The 20592-nt window shown below is 61.8% G+C and carries 14 protein-coding genes, 1 tRNA gene, 2 rRNA genes and 4 pseudogenes (1 of these 21 only partly in view); 12 read left to right on the top strand and 9 right to left on the bottom strand.

Features of this window, described 5'->3' with window-relative positions:
- The 3 genes from AC0IX7_RS07820 to AC0IX7_RS07810 all read left to right on the top strand — a co-directional run.
- A 23S ribosomal RNA gene (locus AC0IX7_RS07820) occupies positions 1-1597 on the top strand (it extends 1197 nt beyond the left edge of the window).
- A 218-nt stretch (positions 1598-1815) separates the two neighbouring features.
- Positions 1816-1930, top strand: a 5S ribosomal RNA gene (gene rrf / locus AC0IX7_RS07815).
- A 116-nt stretch (positions 1931-2046) separates the two neighbouring features.
- Positions 2047-2122, top strand: a tRNA-Met gene (locus tag AC0IX7_RS07810).
- 255 nt (positions 2123-2377) lie between these two features.
- On the opposite strand, the gene AC0IX7_RS07805 is transcribed toward AC0IX7_RS07810, so the two are convergent.
- Together AC0IX7_RS07805 and AC0IX7_RS07800 are read right to left on the bottom strand one after the other, a co-directional pair.
- Positions 2378-3748 (bottom strand): recombinase family protein, encoded by a 1371-nt coding sequence (locus AC0IX7_RS07805; RefSeq protein WP_471811116.1) that lies wholly within the window; start codon positions 3746-3748, stop codon positions 2378-2380.
- Positions 3749-3759: 11 nt separating this feature from the next.
- Positions 3760-3897, bottom strand: coding sequence for a hypothetical protein (locus AC0IX7_RS07800; protein ID WP_471811114.1), 138 nt, complete (start codon positions 3895-3897; stop codon positions 3760-3762).
- A gap of 285 nt (positions 3898-4182) precedes the next feature.
- Between AC0IX7_RS07800 and AC0IX7_RS07795 the strand changes: the two genes are divergently transcribed.
- The 4 genes and pseudogenes from AC0IX7_RS07795 (at position 4183) to AC0IX7_RS07780 (ending at position 8924) form a co-directional block, all read left to right on the top strand.
- Complete coding sequence (locus AC0IX7_RS07795) at positions 4183-4428, top strand: helix-turn-helix domain-containing protein (protein ID WP_471811112.1); 246 nt, start codon at positions 4183-4185, stop codon at positions 4426-4428.
- Positions 4429-4768: 340 nt separating this feature from the next.
- Positions 4769-5512 (top strand): annotated as a pseudogene (locus AC0IX7_RS07790) (GH92 family glycosyl hydrolase); the annotation flags it as partial.
- A 72-nt stretch (positions 5513-5584) separates the two neighbouring features.
- A pseudogene (locus AC0IX7_RS07785) lies at positions 5585-7509 on the top strand (CocE/NonD family hydrolase).
- Between the two features lie 582 nt (positions 7510-8091).
- Positions 8092-8924, top strand: a pseudogene (locus tag AC0IX7_RS07780) (23S rRNA (adenine(2030)-N(6))-methyltransferase RlmJ).
- Positions 8925-8946: 22 nt separating this feature from the next.
- Here AC0IX7_RS07780 and AC0IX7_RS07775 read toward each other — a convergent pair.
- The 5 genes and pseudogenes from AC0IX7_RS07775 to AC0IX7_RS07755 form a co-directional block, all read right to left on the bottom strand.
- Complete coding sequence (locus AC0IX7_RS07775; protein WP_471813799.1) at positions 8947-9432, bottom strand: PQQ-dependent sugar dehydrogenase; 486 nt, start codon at positions 9430-9432, stop codon at positions 8947-8949.
- An 11-nt stretch (positions 9433-9443) separates the two neighbouring features.
- Positions 9444-10208 (bottom strand): PQQ-dependent sugar dehydrogenase, encoded by a 765-nt coding sequence (locus AC0IX7_RS07770; protein ID WP_471811110.1) that lies wholly within the window; start codon positions 10206-10208, stop codon positions 9444-9446.
- Between the two features lie 390 nt (positions 10209-10598).
- Positions 10599-10889, bottom strand: a complete 291-nt coding sequence (locus AC0IX7_RS07765) for a hypothetical protein (protein WP_471811108.1) — start codon at positions 10887-10889, stop codon at positions 10599-10601.
- A pseudogene (locus AC0IX7_RS07760) lies at positions 10886-11469 on the bottom strand (aldo/keto reductase). The gene AC0IX7_RS07765 and the pseudogene AC0IX7_RS07760 overlap by 4 nt, the downstream one beginning before the upstream one ends.
- Positions 11439-11636 (bottom strand): hypothetical protein, encoded by a 198-nt coding sequence (locus tag AC0IX7_RS07755; RefSeq protein ID WP_471811106.1) that lies wholly within the window; start codon positions 11634-11636, stop codon positions 11439-11441. Before AC0IX7_RS07755 ends, AC0IX7_RS07760 begins: the two are co-directional and overlap by 31 nt.
- A 55-nt stretch (positions 11637-11691) precedes the next feature.
- On the opposite strand from AC0IX7_RS07755, the gene AC0IX7_RS07750 reads away from it, so the two are divergent.
- The 5 genes from AC0IX7_RS07750 to AC0IX7_RS07730 all read left to right on the top strand — a co-directional run bounded on the left by AC0IX7_RS07750 (position 11692) and on the right by AC0IX7_RS07730 (position 15012).
- A complete protein-coding gene (locus AC0IX7_RS07750; RefSeq protein ID WP_471811104.1) occupies positions 11692-11925 on the top strand; it encodes a hypothetical protein in 234 nt (77 codons plus the stop codon).
- A 933-nt stretch (positions 11926-12858) separates the two neighbouring features.
- Entirely contained in the window at positions 12859-13311 is a 453-nt protein-coding gene (locus tag AC0IX7_RS07745) for a MarR family winged helix-turn-helix transcriptional regulator (RefSeq protein WP_471811102.1), read from the top strand.
- A gap of 257 nt (positions 13312-13568) precedes the next feature.
- Entirely contained in the window at positions 13569-14084 is a 516-nt protein-coding gene (locus AC0IX7_RS07740) for a S41 family peptidase (RefSeq protein WP_471811100.1), read from the top strand.
- The gene (locus tag AC0IX7_RS07735) at positions 14009-14449 is read left to right on the top strand and encodes a S41 family peptidase (RefSeq protein ID WP_471811098.1); all 441 of its coding nucleotides are present in this window, start codon (positions 14009-14011) and stop codon (positions 14447-14449) included. The genes AC0IX7_RS07740 and AC0IX7_RS07735 overlap by 76 nt, the downstream gene beginning before the upstream one ends.
- Before the next feature lie 410 nt (positions 14450-14859).
- Entirely contained in the window at positions 14860-15012 is a 153-nt protein-coding gene (locus AC0IX7_RS07730) for a hypothetical protein (protein WP_471811096.1), read from the top strand.
- 403 nt (positions 15013-15415) lie between these two features.
- Here the strand turns inward: AC0IX7_RS07730 and AC0IX7_RS07725 are convergent, their stop codons facing one another.
- Positions 15416-17092 (bottom strand): DUF885 family protein, encoded by a 1677-nt coding sequence (locus AC0IX7_RS07725; RefSeq protein ID WP_471811095.1) that lies wholly within the window; start codon positions 17090-17092, stop codon positions 15416-15418.
- Between the two features lie 355 nt (positions 17093-17447).
- Positions 17448-20354 carry a TonB-dependent receptor domain-containing protein gene (locus AC0IX7_RS07720; RefSeq protein ID WP_471811094.1) on the bottom strand — a complete coding sequence of 969 codons (2907 nt, stop codon included), beginning with the start codon at positions 20352-20354 and terminating at the stop codon, positions 17448-17450.
- Between the last annotated feature and the right edge of the window lie 238 nt (positions 20355-20592).

Below are 20592 nucleotides of genomic sequence, written 5' to 3'. Positions count from 1 at the left end.
GTGTGCCACTTTATGTGGTACGCGGTAGCGAGCGTTCCGTAAGCCTGTGAAGCGATCTGGTAATGGGTCGTGGAGGTATCGGAAGTGCGAATGCAGACATGAGTAGCGATAAAGAGGGTGAGATGCCCTCTCGCCGAAAGACCAAGGGTTCCTGCGCAAGGCTAATCCGCGCAGGGTGAGCCGGCCCCTAAGACGAGCCCGAAGGGGGTAGTCGATGGGAACCACGTTAATATTCGTGGGCCTGGTGGTGTGTGACGGATCATGTGTGTTGTCATCCCTTATCGGATTGGGATGGCTTCGAAATGGTTCCAGGAAATAGCCCCACCGTATAGACCGTACCCGAAACCGACACAGGTGGTCAGGTAGAGTATACCAAGGCGCTTGAGAGAAGTGTCCTGAAGGAACTCGGCAAATTGCCTCCGTACCTTCGGAAGAAGGAGGCCCTCACTATGCGCAAGCACTTTGAGGGGGCACAGGCCAGGGGGTAGCGACTGTTTAGCAAAAACACAGGGCTCTGCTAAGTCGGCTTCAAGACGACGTATAGGGCCTGACGCCTGCCCGGTGCCTGAAGGTTAAGTGGAGGGGTGCAAGCTCTGAAATGAAGCCCAGGTAAACGGCGGCCGTAACTATAACGGTCCTAAGGTAGCGAAATTCCTTGTCGGGTAAGTTCCGACCTGCACGAATGGCGTAACGACTTCCCCACTGTCTCCAGGACATGCTCAGCGAAATTGAATTCTCCGTGAAGATGCGGAGTACCCGCGGTTAGACGGAAAGACCCCGTGCACCTTTACTGCAGCTTCAGAGTGGCATTAGGAAGAAACTGTGTAGCATAGGTGGGAGGCTTTGAAGCATCGGCGCCAGCTGATGTGGAGCCATAGGTGAAATACCACCCTGTTTGTTTCTGATGTCTAACCTCGTTCCGTAAGCCGGAACAGGGACCCTCTGTGGCGGGTAGTTTGACTGGGGCGGTCGCCTCCTAAAGAGTAACGGAGGCGCGCAATGGTGGGCTCAGGACGGTCGGAAACCGTCTGTTAGAGTGCAATGGCATAAGCCCGCCTGACTGCGAGACTGACAAGTCGAGCAGAGACGAAAGTCGGTCATAGTGATCCGGTGGTCCCTCGTGGAAGGGCCATCGCTCAACGGATAAAAGGTACGCCGGGGATAACAGGCTGATAACCCCCAAGAGCTCATATCGACGGGGTTGTTTGGCACCTCGATGTCGGCTCATCACATCCTGGGGCTGGAGCAGGTCCCAAGGGTTTGGCTGTTCGCCAATTAAAGTGGTACGTGAGCTGGGTTCAGAACGTCGCGAGACAGTTTGGTCCCTATCTCGCCGTGGGCGTCGAAATTTGAGAGGAGTTGACCCTAGTACGAGAGGACCGGGTTGAACATACCTCTGGTGTACCAGTCGTTCCGCCAGGAGCGCAGCTGGGTAGCTATGTATGGACGGGATAACCGCTGAAAGCATCTAAGCGGGAAGCCTCCCTCGAGATAAGATTTCATAGAGCCGTCGGAGACCACGACGTTGATAGATCGGATGTAGAAGTGCGGTAACGCATGGAGCTAACCGATACTAATTGCTCTATTCGCGCTTGAGAATCTCACACCATCAATGACAACACTGGGCAACCAGCTAGCCATTCGATAGTGCGGATGATTAAGACGACGCCAGATTGCCAATCCCCTCGCCGTCGAGGGATTGGTCGAATACCACTACAAACCTTGCACGGTATCGATTTTAAACCCTCAGCCACGCTGCAAAGCAAAGCTGAGGGACCCAGATATGACGCAACGCATGTCGCACCGGCTCCATTGCCTGGTGGCTATAGCGTCGGTGTCCCACCCGATCCCATTCCGAACTCGGCCGTGAAACCCGACTGCGCCAATGGTACTATCGCTCAAGCGATGGAAGAGTAGGTCGTCGCCAGGCATTGAAGCCCGTGCGACATGCAAGCACATATCAAAAACCCATTCACAACGTCCCATACACCTATTCCCTCACGGGAACTCGGGCCCCATTAAAGTAACACTTTAATGGGATCTCGGCGCGGGTGGAGCAGCCCGGTAGCTCGTCAGGCTCATAACCTGAAGGTCACAGGTTCAAATCCTGTCCCCGCAACCACCATTACAGAACTCGACATCACGCCGCCCCCTGGGGCGGCGTTGTCGTTTGTGGCCCAGGCTAGCAGGTCCGATACTTTGGCGACCACCTCCGCCTCCGGGCCGCCGGGTTCGTCGGGGCAGATCGTCACGCTTTCGATGAGCGTCGACATCACTGCCGCAGCCTCGGTCCGGATCGCTTCGTCGTCGAGCGACTGGCGGAGTGCCGCAACCTTGCTGCGGAAGCGGCCCACAAGCACCGGGTGGGGCAGGGAGACTACGATCGGTTTCCGGTAATTGTTGCAATTCTTTGTGCCTCCAGCCGCTCCTTCTCCGCCTCTCGCTCCGCGATCATCGCCCGGAGCACCGGACTGGCAATGCCAGCGAGCAGGTTCTGGTACAGATTGTCGAGTTCAGTAGTGACCTGCTTGAGGCGGTGTTGAGCTGCGTGCTCCATGCCCGCGTCCTGGCGGCCCAATCGCTGCATCTCGTGCTCGAATTCTTCTATAAATAGGCGCACATGGTTCTCGGTCAGCAGATGCTCCTGCAGAACCGCCAGCGTCGCGGCCTCCAGAGGTTCCTTGCGCACGGAAACACGATTACCGCACGTGCCTCGCTCCTTCTGACCAGCGCAGCGGTAATAATCCTTCCCGCTGATCGTATAGTTTGCCCCGCAGCAACCGCAGCGGATGAGCCCGGACAGGAGATGCTTTGCGCGCTTGCTGCCGACCGTCGACGATGCGGTTGCCGGGCGCTTGCGGCGTTCGATTTCATCGCGCGCGGCCTCGAAGACAGTATCGTCGATGATCCGCAGGTCAGGGACCGCAACCTCGACCCACTCAGACTGGTCACGGAGCCGATAGCGGCGTTCGCGCTTCTCACTGTCGGGGTTCCTGCGCCACTCCCGGCGCCCCCATACTAGGCGTCCCACATAGAGCGGGTTGTTGAGGATGCCGACTAGTTTGGCGGGATCGCCTCGGATCGTCGAGGCGTTCCACTCCCCACCACGGGGGCCCGGCACGCCCTCGTCGTTCAGCCGGGTGGCGATCTGAATAGAGGACAACCCCGCGGCGAACCATGCGAAGATGCGGCCCACCACCTCGGCCTGCGCTTCGTCAATTTCGAGCAGCCCGCGTTGAACCTCTCCGCTCGCATCGAGCCGCACCATCCGCTTGTATCCATATGCACGCCCTCCGGCGAACCGCCCCGCAAGCACGGCTGCCTCCATGCCACGCAGCGTCTTGTCGACGAGATGCTTCAGGAAGATCGATCCGAGTAGCCCTGCCACTGCGAATTTGATCTCGTCGACATGGCCTTCGCTAACCGTGTGGAGCTGGACGCGGTGATAGGCGAGCTTCTTGCCCAGCCAGGCCACGTCTTCTGCATCACGCGCCAGCCGGTCGAGCGACTCGCAGACGATGATGTCGATTTCGCCAGCTTCCGCTGCGCGCAGCAACAGCTGTAGTCCTGGGCGATTGCGGCGATAACCTGACAGCTGAGGATCAAGCTGGGTCGCCACGACGTTTCCGCCCAGAAAGCTGACCAGCGGTGCACAGGCCGCAACCTGATCAGCGCTTGATGACGCGGTCTGCATGATGGTCGAGTGACGGCCGTAGAGCGCGATGCGGCGGGGTAGGGGAGTCAGCATGACTTATTCTTTCATAACTTCGAGGCGCCGGAATCCTGCGCTTCCCGATGAGCCTCTCTTGCTGCCTGATGCGCGAGCAGCCGGACGAGATCGGCAAGCGCCTCCTGCGCCTTCTCGTCTTCCACCCACTCGATTTGCACAGCGACCATGCTGACGTTTTGGGATGGTCGTTATCTAGCGTGCATCAACGATACAAAATCGGTAAATGCCCTCAATGTCTTGCGCACGTCCGCGTCCCCGCATGCGTCTGCCTGCAGGCTTTGGCGGGCTTCGTGCCGATTTGGGTGAGATCATACGGAGCTATCGACAAGGCGAGGCGGGAATGGGCGAGCCGATCGCGCCGAACGTTTTGCGGTGCAGGTCGGGATCAGTCGGTTGCGCTTTCGCGGATCGAAAACGGGAAAGCGTGGCCCCGTTCCGAGACGCTCAAGCGAATGATGGCAATCTTTGAATTGGACTGGACACAAGTGGCAGAGGTCGGACCGAACGCGGGGCCTCATCCCCGGATGCCAGACACCGCCCAAGATGGTCAGCAAGTTTATCTTTGCGATTCTCTGCGATGGGGACGTCGACGGCTTGGTTGGACGCTCGCCGAGCTCGCTCGCCGTAGCGGCGTCTCCGCATCGCAGTTGTCCCGGATCGAGCGCGGTCAGGTTGCACGCTCCGCGGTGTTCACCTAGCACCCGGAAGACGGAAACATCGTTCGTGAGAATCGGAGGATTGTATTCGGCCACCCGCTCATCGCTGCGGTCGCGGGGGCAAACTGCGTCGCGCCTCATTCTGATCTTAGCGACGATCGTTAATGCTATCGCTGCACCGTGCGTTCGAGCGGAGCGGGTTCGTCGCTGATGCTGACACCGACGCGATCCGCGTTGCTTGTTTGCTCCGGGTGGGCGATCGTTGTGGTGAACCAACCGAAATTATGGTCCAGCATATAGATCGGCGCTCTGGACGAGGCAGACAGATACGGAAAACAATACTTTCTCATCGTGAGACGGGTCGACGCGCGGTGCGCGGGTCGCACGGCTGGCGAACGGCGCGTTCCGCACGCCGTTCGATCCGACCGCGATCAACTACGGCTCTGATTATACGGAGGGCAATGCGTGGCAATATAGCTGGTTCGTGCCGCAGGACCAGGCCGGCTTGTTCCGGCTGCTCGGCGGCGATGCGAAGACCGTGAAGAAGCTCGACGCGATGTTCGAGTTCGACAATTCGAAGGTCGATTACAGCCATGCGGAGGATATTGCCGGGCTGATCGGCCAATATATCCACGGCAACGAACTGAGCCACCACGTCGCCTATCTCTACAGTTACGCCGGCGCGCCGTGGCGGACGCAGGAGCGGCTCGGGCAGATCGTCGCGAGCCAATATGGCGCCAAGCCCGAGGGGCTGAGCGGCAACGACGACCTCGGCCAGATGTCGGCATGGCTGGTGTTCACTGCGCTTGGTTTCTACCCGGTTGCGCCGGGATCGAACGAATATGTCATCGGCCGCCCGTTCCTGTCGCAGGCGACGCTAGCGCTGCCCGGCGGCAAGCAATTCGCGATCCGGACGGACAATCTGTCGGATGCGAACCCGTATATCCGGTCGGTCACGCTGAACGGCACGCCCCTCACCCGCAGCTATCTGCGCGACGACGAGATCCGGCAGGGTGGTGAATTGCGGTTCGTGATGGGTGCGCAGCCGAACAAGGCCTGGGGCAAGGGTGCGAAGGCCCGGCCGTTCTCGTCCTCCACCGCGCCATCGACCATGCCGCGCAATTAAAGACTGTCAGACCGATTGCCCCCGCGCCCTGGTTGCGCGTAGCTTCGCCCCAACGCTTCCGGAGCCTTCGCCATGTCCGTCAAATTCGTCCTGCTCGCCTCGATTGCCCTCGCAACCACCGCAATCGCGCAGGACAGGGCTGTACCCGTCGGCGGCGACATCCCCGCCAAGTTCGTGCCGCCGACCGCCGCGCAGGATTACGTGAAACGCGAAGTGATGATCCCGATGCGCGACGGGACCAAGCTCTACACCGTCATCGTCTATCCAAAGGGCGTAGCGAACGCGCCGATCGTCCTGACCCGCACGCCCTACAACGCAAAGGGTCGCGCGAACCGTTCCGACAGCGCGAGCATCCTCGCCACGCTGCCGCTCGCCGACGAAATGTTTGTCAAAGCGGGTTATATCCGGGTCTACCAGGACATTCGCGGCAAATACGGGTCGGAGGGCGAGTACGTCGTCACGCGCCCCGTCATCGGCCCGCTCAACCCGACCAAGGTCGATCACGTCACCGACGCGTACGACACGATCGACTGGCTGGTGAACAAGGCGAACCTGCCGGAGAGCAACGGCCGCGTCGGCATGATCGGTTCGTCATACGAAGGCTTTACGGTCGCGATGGCACTTCTCAATCCACACCCCGCGCTGAAGGTCGCCGCGCCGGAAAGCCCGATGATCGACGGCTGGATGGGCGACGACTGGTTCCACTATGGCGCCTTCCGACTCGCCAACATCGCGTGGCTTGGCAGCCAGACCGGCTACAAGGGCGCGGGCAAGGCACCACCCACCGGCGGCTATGACGATTACGACAATTTCCGCGAGGTCGGCTCGGCCGGCGACTGGGCGAAGAAGTCCGGCTACGATCAACTACCCTATTGGCAGCGAATGGTGTCGCACCCTGCCTATGACGGCTTCTGGCAGGGCCAGGCGCTCGACAAGCTGCTCGCCGCCAATCCGTCGAACGTGCCGACGATCTGGGAACAGGGCCTGTGGGACCAGGAAGACATGTACGGCGCGATCACCGCGTGGGAGGCGCTGAAAGCCAAGGGCAAGCTCGGCAACAACCACCTCGTCATGGGTCCGTGGCGTCACAGCCAGATCAACCGCGAGGGCCGCAGCCTCGGGCCGTTCCAGTGGAATGGCGACACCGCACAGCAATTCCGCGAAGACATGCTGCTCCCCTATTTCAATCAGTATTTGAAGGACGGCCCGGCGATCACGCTGCCCGCCGCCGCGATTTACAACACCGGCGAGAACCACTGGGACAAGTTCGCGACGTGGCCGCTCGCGTGCGAGACGGGATGCGCCTTGCCGCTGAAGCCGATATACCTGCAGGACGGCGGCGCGCTCGGGTTCGGAAAGGCGACGACCGGCGGTGATAGCTATGTCTCCGATCCGTCGAAGCCCGTGCCGCATCTGCCACGCCCGGTGAACTTTGGTGATGGCCGCTGGGGCGATTGGCTCGTCGGCGACCAGCGCGGCGTCGATGGCCGTCCCGACGTGATGACCTACACCACCGAGGCGCTGACCACGCCGGTGCGCGTGTCGGGAGCACCGATCGCCGACATCTTTGCGAAGACGACCGGCACCGATGGCGATTTCGTCGTCAAGGTGATCGACGTCTACCCGGCCGAGAACGCGAGCGATCCGAAGATGGGGGCTATGAACTGCCGATCAGCCTCGACATCTTCCGCGGCCGCTATCGCCAGAGCTTCGCCGAGCCGACGGCAATCCCGGCGGGTAAGGTGCAGGAATACAAGTTCCGCCTGCCGACCGTGAACCATGTGTTCCAGCCGGGCCACAAGATCATGATCCAGGTCCAGTCGAGCCTGTTCCCGCTCTACGATCGCAACCCGCAGACGTTCGTGCCGAATATCTTCCTCGCCCAGAAAGCGGACTATAAGGCGGCGACGGTCACGATCGTTCGCGGCGGAACATCGGCGAGCGCGGTCTGGCTTCCGGTGGTACCGCTGGATCAAGCCGACGCGCTGGCGAAATAACCGGGACAACCGAACCTTCGATACAACAGCGCCGTCGCCCGATCGCTTTCGCGGCGACGCTCGACACTAGACTTGCCGCTCGGACGGCCAATCATTTTACTACCTTGCCTCAGGTCTGTGGGGACTTAGCACGTAGCGATTTTCAGGGTGAAACTGGTCATGCGTCGGTAGCTCTCTCCGCCAACAGGCATTTGAGTTCCTCGTCTCGCCGCATGAATGAACGTATATGGAACTCTGCTAGCGCAACCCATAAACGGGCAGGCCGGAATCCGACTTTCAAGCCGTAGAGGCAATGGATCGTCCGCCGAACGCTACCGCCCAGTCCGATGAACGAATGGCTGAGTTGGGAGGCGGGGAACGGCACCTGAATGACCGCAACTTGGTCAGCGCCGCTCCCGGAGCCTAGCGCCTCCGTTCCTGGTGACGACCGCTAACGCGGGCTCAAGGCCTCGCGCACAAGTCCGTTGCAGGTTTCCGCCCGACTTTATACCAGCACGGGCTCGGTGACTTCAATCGCCTCGCGCTTCGGCAACCGCGCCAAGGGGCGCGCATAAAGGTAGACCGTCAGGATTTCGAATTGAAATGAATTATCGCCATTCCTTCCATGCCGGCAACAGTGCCGACGTCGTGAAACACAGCCTACTGATCGCCCTCGTGCGGGCGCTGCAGCAAAAACCGGGTGCGCTGACCCTGATCGACACCCATGCCGGCTGCGGGCTGTACGACCTCGACGGCGAGGATGCACAACGCACCGGCGAGTCCACGCAGGGCGTGCTGCGGGCCTTTGCCGACCTGAACTCCTTGCTGAACGACTACCGCGCCGTCGTGCAGGCGGTGAATGCCGGAGCCGAGCCACGGTTCTACCCCGGCTCGCCGCGGATCCTGGCGCAGCTACTGCGCCCGCAGGATTTTCTCATCCTGAACGAAAAGCATCCCCAGGACGCCTATACTCTGCGCGGTGTGATGCGCGACACGTCCGCTGCCGTGCATGAGCGCGACGCCTACGAACTTTGGCTGGCGTTGCTCCCGCCCCGAAACCCGCGCGCGGCGTGGTGGTGGTCGACCCGCCGTACGAGCAGCCCGATGACCGCGCACGTATCACGGCCACTCTCGCCGCTGCTTACCGTAAATGGGCGCACGGCGTGACGATGATCTGGTATCCGCTGAAAGACCGCGCCGCGCATCGGCGGTGGAAGGAGCAGTTACGCCAAATCGGTATCCCGAAATTGCTGAGTGTGGAGCATTGGCTGTACGATGACGATCAGCACGGCATCTATAATGGCGCAGGCCTTTATATCGTCAACCTGCCCTACGCCTTCATACAGGCGCTACCACCTCTGCTGGGAGCCCTGCGCGCCGTGCTGGCGCCGGAGGGGCATAAAGGCGAGATCACAACCGATTGGTTGGAGGGTTAAAGTCTTAGCGTGCGTCAGTCAATCATGCGCCCCGCGTCGTTGTGAGGCGAAACAGCCGGCCGTCAGTGCCGTCCTCGAGTATCCAGAGCGCGCCGTCGCGGCCGGTCATCACCGCACGGATCCGCGCGCCCATGTCCCAGCGTTCGGCCTCGCGCGGCGTCGTGCCATCGAAGGTGATGCGGATCAGCGCCGTGCTGGCCAAGCCGCCGACGAAGGCCGACCCGCGCCACTGAGGAAACATCTTGCCGGAGTAGAACGTGAAGCCAGCGGGCGCGATGACCGGGTTCCAGTACAGCGCGGGTTCTTGGAACTCGCGCCGGCCGGCGGGCGACGCGATGGGCGTATCGTCGTAATTTTTGCCGTAGGAGACGATCGGCCAGCCGTAGTTCTTGCCGGGTTCGATGAGGTTCAGTTCGTCGCCGCCCTGCGGTCCCATCTCGGTCTCCCACAGACGTCCTTGTGCGTCGAAGGCGAGACCATAGGCGTTGCGATGACCCGTCGACCAGATCTTTGCCGGGGTCAGATTGGGGCGGGGATCGTCACATTATGGGTTGGGGCTATGGCGACCGATCCGGTATTGGCCGGTGGATCGAAGACGGGAACCGTCGTCCTGCCGGTCTTACCTTCGCCGGGATTGCCCGGAGCGGGCTTGCCGTCGAGCGTGAGGCGCAGGATCTTGCCAAGCGCCTGGTCCGGGTCCTGCGCCGGACTGAAGCGCTGGCGCTCGCCCGAGGTGAGGAACAGATATTGGCCGTCGGGCGAGAAGGCGATGTACCCGCCGAACTGGCCGCCCGCACCGCGAGGAAGCTGGCGCCAGATGACCTGAAGTCCTTGCAGCACAGGCTTGCCAGCGACCGTTCTGAGCGTCGCGCGCGCAAGAGCGAGGCCGTCGCCGCCGTCGCCCGGTTCGGAATAGGTAAGATAGACGTGGCGGTCCTGTCCAAAGGTCGGCGCGGTCGCGACGAAGAGCAGCTCGCCTTGGCCTTCGGCATGCACCGCCGGCACGCCGCCGACTTCGGTTTTGGTGCCACTGGCCTGAACCAGCCAAAGGTGACCGGATTTCTCGGTGACTAGCATCGTGCCGTCGGGCAGGAACGCAAGCGCCCAGGGCGAGTCGAACGTCGCGACCGGTGTTGCCTTGAATGGCTTGACCTTGGCCGGCGTCGACGCGCCGTAATTTACCGGCGGGGCGGCCGGCTGCGCTACGGGCGTTGGGGTCGTGGCGGACGAGCCGCACCCCGCGAGCGATACCAGGGCGAAACCGATCAGAGTGGGACGGAGCATCGTCGGCCTTTCGATAGGGGACTGTTTTGGCGATCGGGTTCGAGAAACGGGCAGGGGTTCCGCGTGTGTTGCAGTATGCGTTCGTGGGCTAGCAAATTCCGACCGATTCAGGAAAGCGACGGCCGGTCAATGCGGCCGGTCAGTGCGGGCGGTCAGTACAGACGGTCAGTCTTGCATGAACCGCGAAAAAAGGATCCTTCCAGGCGGAATGCCACCGCGACAACGCCGGACGGTTCTCGATCAGGTCGCCGGCCGCCCAGGCGATACGCTTCGCATCCTGTTCGGGGGTGGTCTTATCGTCCGAGCACAGGGGCGGTGCCGCGCATGCTCATGCCAGTCCAGGTGAAGCCGGGCACGAGTAGATGTGCGCTGACTCGGTCACCCGTGCGCTCACCCAGGCTGTGCGCCAGCCCCTCGGTTAGCGCCTTCACGCCGGCCTTGCTGACATTGTAGGCGGTGTTGCCCGGCGGCTGGGTTGATGACGACCGCAGGCGCAATGCGCTCGATCATCGCGGGGACGAACGCCTGTATGCCGTTTAACACGCCAAGCAGGTTGACGCCGATCACTTGGTCCCACACCGCCGGATCGGCAAACACGTTACCGCCTGAGCCGATGCTGGCGGCGCCCGTGACGACAGCGAGCCTACTCGGCGCGATCGCGGTGAAAGAGGGCGTGCTCACTGATCAATGCTCGCCATGGAGGCCTGCGGATAGCGGGTCCCCTGCGCGGCGCCCGGTGGCAGTGCTTCGTCGATGCGCGCAAGGTCAGCGTCGGACAACGCCACATCGAGCGCACCGAGATTGTCTTCGAGATATTTGCGACGCTTAGTTTCGGGCATCGGCACGATGTCCTTACCTTGCGCCAGAACCCAGGCGAGCGCCAACCGAGATAGGGTGCAGCCCTTGTCGCTCGCCATCGCGCGATCGCGGCGACGAGGTCGAGGTTCTTCTGGAATACCTCGCCTTGGAAGCGGGGATGGTCGCGACGACTGCCGCTCTGGTCCACATCGTCGGGCGACTTGAACTGGCTGGTCGGGAAGCCGCGGCCGAGGGGACTGTAGGGCCCGATGCCGATGCCGATGCCGATGCCGAGCTTGGGGCAGGTGGGCAGTATCTCGGCTTCGACGTGGCGGCTCCAAAGCGAATATCCGGTTTGAAGAGCGGTGATCGGGTGCACGGCATGCGCGCTGCGGATCGTTGCGGGCGCAGCCTCCGACTGGCCCAGATATATCACCTTGCCCGCGGAGACGAGTTCGGCCATCGCGCCCACCGTCTCCCGATAGGAACGTCCGGGTCGACCCGTGCGCTGTTGATCGTGGCCATCGACTCCGCCTCGTCGCGGCTGCCGTAGAAATCGGACATGCCCATGCAGCCGAGGCCGAAAGCGGTGACTTGGAGGCCTTGGCGGCCGAGTTTGCGGGTCTGCATCGGATCAGTCCTTGTTAGTCGGAACGGCGGCGTCGTGATGGAGAATGCCGGTCGAGTGCAGTTCCTCACAGAAGGCGGGCGGTATCTTCGCCTGGAGCACGGCATGGTCGGCGAGGCTCTATGGGCGGGGTTGCCGGTGCCGACGATCAACGCCGACGCGACGTTGGGTGCGAGGCTGAACTGGAGCGCGGCGGCGATCAGGTCAATGCTGTGGCGACTGGCTATGGCGCGCAAGGTCGTCAGCTTGTCTCGCTTGCCGTCGGGGATCAGCATGTTCTCCTTGCCGTGATAGTATCGTGGCTGGCGGCCAGCCCTCCTTTTCGCTCAAGCACGATCGGGTAGATGCGTTCACGCGAATCCGATCACTGCATGCGGCACATAAGGCTCCTCCAGCCACGCGAGTTCGACCTCGCTAAGCCCCAGCTCTGCGATGGCATCGTCAAGATGTCTTTTCCGCATGTCGTTTTGGACCGGACGCGTGATCTCAAGCTGATTACTGTCAGCAGGACGCCGCGAAAAACCGACCTAGCGCGCATCGCTGGCGCGCAAGGGATCAAGATCGTGCCCGAGGAAAACACCGAGGCAGGCTGGTACTACCGGTCTGATCACTACGCGTTGGCGCAAAAGGCGTGCCCGGTGTGTAGTTCAGAGCGGGCCGCGATCTCATCAATAGTGGTCTCGTTGCCAGGGGGCGGGAGCGCGCGCTACAACGCGGCTTGCTGCCATCAGACTTGCGACGAATTCGATCCCCGCCGGGGCATGACGGGCGCCGCGCAAGAGGGCGGCGTTGCATATGGGCTCGGTCGCGAGATCGCTATGGGACGTAGTTGGCCCAGCTGGTCCGCGGCCGAGTCGTTTGCCGCGGAACGAGCAAAGTCGCGGTCGACCCGACAGCCTTAATTAGATGGAGGCTTCTCGCAGCCACGCTTGCTTGCGACGCGTAACTGGCAGAATGACCGAGTGCCTCATGTCGGAAAGCGCGGGAAGTCGCGTTAATCACGGGTATTGGGATTGGCCGGGAGATTTGGCAGTCCTTCGACTGATCCCAGGCGGTTCAGTAGATCGGCGAGAGATCCCGAACCAACCGTTCCGATAAACCTGAGCAGTCGTAGTTCTCCGTGTTGATAAATCGAAAACTAACATACGTAACTTGATACGTAACCTGTTACCGATCATCTTTTGAGGATGACTGACTATATCGAGTCACACGGAAGCGCGTTCCTTGCGCATCGACTGCGCCGCTCGTCGGACCGAATCGTCGATCAAGATAAGCGGAGTCCTTCTCCAGCTAGGTATCGACGTTCCACCCCGCGACGCTTCAATGTTGTTACTGATCGTTGAGCACCAACAGATCGGGGTGGTAGAAATCTCGCGGCGCCTGCGATTGTCTCACCCGCTTATCGTTCGCATGGCACGGGAATTCCAAGAGCGAGGCTTGGTCGAGGTCAACGCTGATCCGTCCGATGGCCGGCGACGGGTCTTAAGCCCGACGGACAAAGCACGTCACGACGCTGCCGCGCTCAGGGCTTTCAACGCGGACCTCAACGCCCTGTTTGATGGCCTGTTTGCGGACATCGACGCTTCTCTGATCTCAGTCCTTGATCGCTTTGACGCCCAGCTTGATGCGTTATCGATCCCAATGCGCCTCGCCGCTCTCAAATCGACCAAGGAGTAATCGATGTCCCGCCGTCGCCATGCCCTCGTGATGCTCCTCCCCTTGTTAGCTTTAGCCGTGTCACCGTCTGCCGGCGCTCAAACCGCCACGGGTTCGGCTACACCTGCACGGACTACGAAGCTCGACCCGGCCGCCCGCGCAGCGATCGTGACGCGCTTGTCGACCGAGTTGCGCAGCAAATACATATATCCGGTTGTCGGTGAGAAGGGGCCGCCGCGATCACCGCCGCAGCGACGTCGGGCGCCTACGATCGGATTGTGGACCTGCCCGCTTTCGCCACGCGACTGACCGACGACCTACGCGGTGTCATGACCGACAAGCATCTTATGGTGTTCGACACAACCAGCCGACCAGCGGAGAGCGTCGCGTCACTACCAGAAGGTGAGGCCGGCATCGTCCGCGCCGATCGGCTGCCGGGTGGAATCGGCTACCTCGAAATCTTTGGCTTCGCTAATCCCTGGGCGTTCAAACCCGCGCTCGACCGCGCCATGGCAGGGTTGAAGGGCAGTCGCATTTTGATCCTCGACATGCGCGGCAACGGTGGCGGCGATCCGGCGTCGGTGAGCTACCTGGTCAGCTATCTCGTGCCAGCGGGCCAGCGGATCGGGATCAGCAGCATCGTGTGGCGTAAGGCGGGGACGACCAACCTCACGCGCAAGTCCTTCTTCAGCGAGCCGACCCTGTCAGCTTCGCCGGTGTGCCTGCCTATGTCCTTACGAGCGGCAACACCTTTTCGGGCGGCGAGGAACTCGCCTACGACCTGCAGACACTGAAGCTCGGCACAGTGGTCGGCGAGGTGACTGGTGGCGGCGCGAACCCTGGGGAGCGTGTTTCGATCGGGCACGGTGTCATGGCGTTTATTCCTGCTGGTCGTGCGGAGAGCCCCGTTACCGGATCGAACTGGGAAGGACGTGGCGTGCAGCCCGATCTCAAGGTCCCCGCCGCCGATGCGCTCGCGACTACGCTGCGCCGCCTCGGTCAAGCGCCCGCTGCTGCTACGATCGAAGCAGCTTCCCCGTCTCGGTCTTCACGCCCCGGACCGTGCCGCTTCCGGGCGGGGAGGCGATGCTGCGCCGCCTTCTGGCCGGCCGTGCCGCGCCCGAGCCTGATTACACGTTGCTGCCACCGGACATCTTGATGCAGGCCGCGTAGCGTTTGTGGACGCACACCGCCGCCTACAGCCGCTCGGCATTCCACAGGCCATCCGCTTTCGACGGCCCGATGGGTTTGGGTACGACGAGTTCAGCCTCGTCTACCCCGATCACACCTTGCTCGTCGCGATCGGGCTCGACCCGGCCGGTAAGTTTATTGACCTCATCGGCCCTGATCCTAGCAAGTAAGGTTCACGCTGCGCCTCTACCGAAACTAGATCGTTGATCGGGATGGAGGCGCGTCGACTGCGAACGGAGACGAACCAATGCTTTTCCGCAAGCCAGCTATGTTATTGCCCTGAATGATGCCGAGGACGGACGCGACATGGCTGCTCCCGATCAACCCGGTAATTGCTGTCATGTTGGGGGGTGAGGCCGTGCTAGTACGGAATGCTTCATGGTGATTGACGTGATCGCTGCGATCGTGACCGCCTTTTTTGCCGCATCTGGTGCTCAGACCACCATCACACCGCAGATGGCTGAATTTGATCTTGAAAAGGTTCACCATAAAGAAAAACTTGCCCAGACCGCAGCCCGGCTGATGAAATAATCGTTTGCGCCCCCAAAAACATGAACATCTGGATTTCGGACGCCGATAAGGCGAAATTTGCAACGAAGCCGCTAAGCGGTGAGTTCGCCGGGCCCCTTAACGCAGAAACAAAGCTCCATGTCATTAAAAGCCAAAACCCTGCGGTTGTAACACCCGCTGCGGCGGTAACCCTAAAGTGGCGGTTCTAACCAATTTGTCACTCTCGATTTTACGTGAACGAACGGCCGGTTTGGGGGTACTGGAAAGAGGCCGTAAGTGTCCGCTTGGGTCACGCTGCCGAGCTTTGCTTCCCAAATTGGGTCCGAGTTACCGATTAATGGGCGTTCCTCGAATTTCGGGCCAATCAAACAGGGACGTAAGCTCCGCCCAACCGATGGTTGGAGCACCCTCGTTCTCGGACACCTTACTTCCCTTCAGCTCGCGGGGCGCCCGACGGTTGCGGTAGTAGCGGCCAGGGCAGGATGCCCTGGTCCGCGATATCGGACAAGATTGCGGCGGTGGACGGCGGCGTACGATGGGCACGGTCCGCCTCCTGCGAAAATGCAGCGATGCGGGCATCGAGCAACAGCTTGCCCGTGACGTAGCTGGTGCCGTAGCCAGGCTGGCGCAGGTAGAGAAGCTGTTCGAAGCCGACGAGCACATTGTCGGGATCGGACCAGCCGCGTGGCGTCCATGCGGCATGAAAGCGGCCAGCAGCCGCCAGATCGATTGTGTTCGCTTGAACGTGCAGCGAAGCGAGCCCGCGCGCGGCGCGGTTTGCGAGCATGATCCAGACGAGCTCGCGACCGCGCGGGCTATCGTCGTACAGGCCGGCCTGCATCGTCAGTTCCTCAAACGCGGTGGCGAACCCTTCCGAACGCGCGGCAAAGATGTTGAAGAGAGGCGCCGTCCGTCTAATCGGGTCTGGGTGCGGTTCTTGCCTGATCCGCGCCAGTTCGACCCAATGGATGTCGTGCGAATAGAGCGGACGCGGATCGAGCGCCGTGACGTGATGGAAGAAGTTGCGCTTTGCAGGCGTAATATAATCGACCGTCTGTGCGGCCAGCGCTGCTCGGTAAAAGTGTCGATCGGGCACGAAGCCAACGCCAATGACGAAATCGGTAAAGTATTTCATCCGCTCGGCCGCGAAGCTGCGATAGGCGGCAGGGTCGGTCATCGCGGTCGCCGGGGTGAGGGAACGGTTGCGCACCTGTTCCATCGCAAGTCCGGCCCAGGCGCGATCGAGTTCGCGCTGTAGCAGCACGACCTGTTCGTCCCAGTCATACGGCACGAGCTGAACGTGCTTCATATACCAGTCGTAATTAACCTTGCCGACCCCCGACGGGCCGGTCTTCGTCGGTGCCTGCACGGCGACCCAGCGCGCGAATTCACGGGTTGCAGCCTCGGCGGCGAGGGCGGCGGTGCGTACTGGCGCGCCGGCACCGGCCAGCGTGCCCCGCTTCGGCCCGTCGATTGTCCGCATCGTCAGCGTGCCGGCGGCCAGCGCAGCCAATACATCGGCCTGTTCGTCCAGCGCGCGACCGGCGTAGCGCCACAGGTCTGCGGCATTGCCGTCCGCTAATGTGACCCGAGCACGTGCCAGCAACAGGGGCACACCCGCGAGCCGCTTCGTAAGATCGCGGGCATCGCCCGGGGACAGTGGATAGTCGTAGCGGAACAGGTCGATCGTATCGGCGGATGGTCCTTCATGCGCCGGGACGTCGCTTTCCTCCCCGAAAACCGTGGCGTAATAGCTTGGGTCGCGCGCCCAAGGCTGGCGCACCCGTAGATCGAAATCCAGACCGTTCATCTCGGCTTCGATCAGGGCGGCGTCGGCGATGGCTGCCGGGCGCCAGCCCGCACGATCGAGGGCGGCGAGGCGATGCTTCAACCGGCGGAGTTCCGCGGCCTGTCCGGCCAGCGCGACCGAACTGAAGTCTGCGACGCCATCCCGTCGCGGCGGTACAGCGGCTGCGCGCCACGCGTCGAACAGGCGGACCAGTACCGCGGGCGGTGGCGTGCGATCGGGCGTCCCCGCGGCTGGTGCCGTCGCCATGCCGGCAAGACACCCCAGGCCGATGATCCAGGTCCATAGCCGCATTTTGCGTCGCCCTTCTTTTACATTGTGGAGCCCGGCAGTAGGTTTAACGGCCGCGCCATCATTGCCGATCACTGTCTTGATGCGAGGCAGAGGTTCCGATCCGAAGCAGATCTGAAAGTCGCAGCCGCTACCGGGTTGCTAGATACTGTCAAAATTAGAGAGTTGCATTCTGAGCGAGCGTTGTTGCGGTCACGTCGGTGCCTGATGTTCAAGGAAAGACGCAGATCGCGGCAAATTTTGTTCTTGAACAAATGCCGGAAGAATGCAGGTTATTCGTACTTCGAGGAAGGCGTGACGTCCTTCCTCGAAGTTCGGTCAGGCTATCCAAGGTCACCTGAGCAATCGTACGGCCATATCACATCCGGTAAGAGAGGCGCAGATAGCCGAACTGCCCCGGGACATCGTAGGTAGTGGGATCGTAGTTCGGACCGGTGCAGGTCGTGCACGCCGGCGGATCCTGATTAAAGATGTTCCGTACGCCTGCCGTGAAATCGAACTTCCTGTCCAGGAAGGCCGGCGAGAAGGTCAGCTGCAAGTCACCGTAGAAGGTGTTGTCCAGCCGGGCGCCCGTCGCCTCACGGACATGGTTGATGTAGCGGCCGGTGAACGACGCCTCGATATCGGCGATGCTCCAACTGACGACACCCGTTCCCTTGAACTTGGGATAGGACTGGTCGGGTGAACCGCGGGTTGTGCCACGATAGCTGATCGCACTGAATCCGGTCGAGGTCGGCGTCGTCTCGCTGTATTTCATGAGATGATTGCCGTTAAGCGACAAGCCAAAAATACCCGCGCCGGTCTGGGGCGAACGATAGTTGAGCGTCAGGTCGATGCCGCGGGTGCGGATCTGCCCGATGTTCTGCAACAAGCCGACGATGCTCGAAATACGGCCGCTGCTGCTGCGCACCACGTTCGCGCAGCTCAGCGCGTCGCCCGCCTCGGAACACCGCGCCAACGTCACCTGCGGATTGGTCGAGGCGATCGCGCCCGATACCTTGATGTCGTAATAATTGGCTTCCAGCGCGAATTGGCTGGCAAGGCCGCTTTCGCGCATGAACGCCGGGCTGAGCACGCCGCCGAACAGCCAGGTCTTCGAAGTTTCCGGCGCGAGCGCCCTGTTGCCGCCGGTCGTCACGCCGAGCTGACCCGTCGGTTCCTGATAGCTGCCGTTCGTGGGAACGCCGTTGGCCGCGCAGTTGGTCCGTACCGTGGCGGACGCCTGATAGCGGGAGCCGGCGATGTTGCTGCACGGATCGGGGATGCCGATATCGGACCGCGACTGCGCGCCGAACAACTCGCCGATGCTGGGCGCACGGAATCCCGTGGCATAGGAGGCACGCAGCAGCAGATCCGGGATCGGCTTCCAAAGACCCGTACCGGTGTAGGTGGTGTTACTCCCGCTGATCGAATAGTTCACATGGCGAACCGCGCCCGACGCTTCCAGCGAACTAAAGAACGGCACGTCCTTCAGCAGCGGCACGCGGATTTCGCCGTATACCTCGTCCGAGTTGAATGCGCCGCTGGCCGCCTGAGCGGGAATGTCAGCGCCGAAACCTGCCTGGATCAACGCGTCGGGAGTGAACGATCCCTTCTGGTAGCGATGTTCGTAGCCGACCGCGACGCCGATCGGGCCGGCGGGGAGGTCGAACAGTTCACCCGTGAGGTTGGCGGTGTAATCGCGCAATTCCTGGTTGCTCTTAGCGCGCTCGGTGAAGCCGACGAAGGCCAGCATCTGCGGCGTGATTGATCCTGCGCCGCCGAAGATGTTGAACGGCACGCACTCGCCCGTGCATTGCGAAAGCGGGCCAAGTGCCTGCGCGAGGCGCTGGGTATTGATGTTGCCCGTGAACACCTGCTTGGCGTCATTGAAGCCCTGGACCGCGTTCACGTCCCAGTAGAACGTCTTCCCGCCGACTTGGAACTTGCCGTCCAGCGTTGCGGTGACCGACATCGTGTCAACGCTTTGATTGTAGGTGCGCTGGCCCGCCTCGACGAGGCGGCGTCCGACCAAGGCATAGTTCGCCGGGGGCTGGCCGGCGCCACCGGCTGACAGCGTAACGCCAAACGGGTTGAACGGATTGGTCGCGTCGATCGAGATCCGGTCAGTGAGCGTGCCGGTTCCCGCGTCGGGACCAACGTTCAATGGTAGGAAGGCGGCCTGGTTCTGCGAGTTGCGGTGATTGTACACCGTCTTGACCCGCAGATTGATACCTGAGCCGAGTTCGCCTTTGAAGCTCACGAACGCACCGTAGCGTTCGGACGGGGTCAGGAAATAGTTGAACGGAGAGAAGTTGAACCGGTCCGCGGCGGTGAAAGCACGGAAATCCCCGCCCACGAGGGTTGGATCGTAAACACCGCGACTGGTCAGGCCGTTCTGGCGGACCGTGAGCGTGCCGCCCTGCGGACGGATGGCGTTGCCGGGGTTAAAGACGATGCGACCGCCCAGAGCCGCGCCCGAGCAACCGCCGCGAGGATCTAGGCAGGTCGTCTGCCCCGGGTTGGGGAATTGCGAACCGGCCCGGTCACTCGTGCGGACGCTGCCTTCCTTAACGTAGCTCGCGCCAAAGACGAGCGATGTATTCGGGCCCTTCACGCCGTAGCTGATGTCGCCGTTATAGGAATGGCCATCCCCTGCGCGGAACGTACCGAACTGGCCGGACATGCGCAGTCCCTTTTGGTTGGCCTTGGTTATGATGTTGACGACGCCGGCAATGGCATCCGAACCGTACAGCGGTGACTGGCCCGATTGCAGCACCTCGATGCGCTCGATCGAACTGTTGGGAATGGTGTTCAGATCGACCGTGCCGGGAATGCCGCTCGCGGACGCACCGTTGACGTAGCGAAGCCCGTCGACCAGCACGAGCGTCCGCTTGGCGAGCAGGTACCGCAGGTCGATTTCGGCCGAGCCAGCGCCGACTCCGCCGCCATCCTGCGGGTTGCCGATGTTGCCCGAATTATTCGCCTTCGTGTTCAGCCCACCCGCTGCGCTGGGGAGCCGCTGGAGAATATCAGCCACCGAGGTCAGGCCGGTTTGCGCAAGCGCGGCAGAATCCAGTGTGACGACCGGAGAACGCTGTTCGAGCGGGCTTTGACGGATGCGCGACCCGGTGACGATAATGTCGTCGGCCGTGTCCGCCGCCTTGTTGTTCGAAGCGCTTGCGGCAGCCGCAGGTTCCACGTCTACCGCCTGCGCGTGTGCGTTGGCCGCAGCTAGAAGCATGGCGGGCAGGCACACGCCCGCGCGCAGCAAGGTCAGGTTCATCATTGTTAGGCCCCCTTTTTATTCAACGGGGGTGTCTCGGAAAATTTGCTGCGGCGCAATAGACTGTTATTTCGTGACGGTCGCCCTGTTGCGAAGTTCCAATGTCCGTTACATATTTGCAACATCATGTGAATCTGGTATCGGCGTGGCCTGGGTAATAACCGGCGTCAAATCGTGCGCCTTCGATCCAAGAAGCGAAATTGCCGCATTTTCGACGTTGTGGGTGCCCTGCTTCGCG

It is taken from the genome of Sphingomonas sp. AC411 (assembly GCF_979253035.1).
Note: the sequence above shows the minus strand (reverse complement) of the source record. Positions and strands in the feature narration are given on the sequence as shown.

What these genes read in the sequence shown, in the direction of transcription:
- AC0IX7_RS07725 (WP_471811095.1), bottom strand. Translation starts at nt 17,092, where the DNA reads ATGCGGCTATGGACCTGGATCATCGGCCTGGGGTGTCTTGCCGGCATG.
- AC0IX7_RS07800 (WP_471811114.1), bottom strand. Translation starts at nt 3,897, where the DNA reads ATGGTCGCTGTGCAAATCGAGTGGGTGGAAGACGAGAAGGCGCAGGAG.
- AC0IX7_RS07795 (WP_471811112.1), top strand. Translation starts at nt 4,183, where the DNA reads ATGATGGCAATCTTTGAATTGGACTGGACACAAGTGGCAGAGGTCGGA.
- AC0IX7_RS07720 (WP_471811094.1), bottom strand. Translation starts at nt 20,354, where the DNA reads ATGAACCTGACCTTGCTGCGCGCGGGCGTGTGCCTGCCCGCCATGCTT.
- AC0IX7_RS07770 (WP_471811110.1), bottom strand. Translation starts at nt 10,208, where the DNA reads ATGCTCCGTCCCACTCTGATCGGTTTCGCCCTGGTATCGCTCGCGGGG.
- AC0IX7_RS07805 (WP_471811116.1), bottom strand. Translation starts at nt 3,748, where the DNA reads ATGCTGACTCCCCTACCCCGCCGCATCGCGCTCTACGGCCGTCACTCG.
- AC0IX7_RS07755 (WP_471811106.1), bottom strand. Translation starts at nt 11,636, where the DNA reads ATGCAGACCCGCAAACTCGGCCGCCAAGGCCTCCAAGTCACCGCTTTC.
- AC0IX7_RS07730 (WP_471811096.1), top strand. Translation starts at nt 14,860, where the DNA reads ATGGTGATTGACGTGATCGCTGCGATCGTGACCGCCTTTTTTGCCGCA.